General features: G+C 50.3%; 1 pseudogene. It reads left to right on the top strand.

Features of this window, described 5'->3' with window-relative positions:
- Positions 1-1,100: pseudogene (locus tag PVV68_RS10515) on the top strand (phage tail tape measure protein); the annotation flags it as partial.

The following is a 1,100-nucleotide window of genomic DNA, read 5'->3' as shown; positions in this document are numbered from 1 at the left end:
CATCCCACTTTAACAAGCGCTATTATCAAAACCATTGCCGCTCTGATGGCTTTTAATATTGCTTTGCGTGTGTTGCGCTTTACTTTTGCTGGCACACGTCTTGGGCTTCTTCAATTGATCACGTCTTTTATCAAGATGGGTGCTGTTAGTCGTGGTCTTGCTGCAAGTTGGCGCGGGCTCTTGGCTTTAGGGCGTTCACTGGGCTTGCTCACCGCGGGTCTTGGGGCAAGTTCACTGCGACTCTTGCGCCCCATGACTTTACTCGTGGCAGCGTTTCGGGGGATTATGATCTCAGGAAGTGCATTCGCCGCCGCTTTTGGTTGGATAGGGACAGCGATAGAAGTGATTGCTGCTGGCATAGCCTCTGTGGTTGGGGCTGTTTTTAGCCCAATCGGTGCTCTGATTGCCGCTGTTGTGGCTGTGATCGTGGCTGCTTGTTTTGTTTTGTGGAAATATTGGGATCGTTTCTCTTCCTTTGTCAAAGGCTTTGCACGGGGACTGATACGCGCTTTTGGGCATGCCTTTGAAGCGGTCATGCGCTTTTTTGGCGCCGATACGGCTACCATCACGCGTTGGAAAAACATTATTGCTGCTGCCTTTGATTTCTCTGCCCATTGGCAAAAGTTCAAACAGGGACTTAGCGCTGTTGGCAAGTGGTTTGGCAATGTGTGGGAGGGCTTTAAACAAAGCCTTTCCAACTTTTGGAGCTGGTTGGGGAGCTTTTTTGCCCGCGAAACGCTCTCTGAGGATGCCAAAGCAGGTATGGAACAAGCAGGGGAAGATTTGGCCAGTTGGATTGTCGATGGCTTTATGGGGACCATCACAGGCTTGATGGATTTTTTTAAATCTTTGCCCAGTCGCATAAAGGGATGGATTGGGTCGATTGATTTATCCGACCTGTTTCATTTGCCAAGTTGGCTTGGGGGCAAAACAACCATTCAACCCATAGCACAATTTGCGGGGGCGGGGTATGCCAATTACTCTGTGAGAGAGCAAAGAGAGAAAGAGCGCTCCCCCATCACCCACAATCAAAATGTCACGGTGCATGTCAATGGCGCACGTGATCCCATTGCTACCGGTCGAACGGTTGCTCACGCCAT

This window comes from Bartonella sp. ML69XJBT (assembly GCF_028618515.1).
GTDB lineage: Bacteria > Pseudomonadota > Alphaproteobacteria > Rhizobiales > Rhizobiaceae > Bartonella.
Note: the sequence above shows the minus strand (reverse complement) of the source record. Positions and strands in the feature narration are given on the sequence as shown.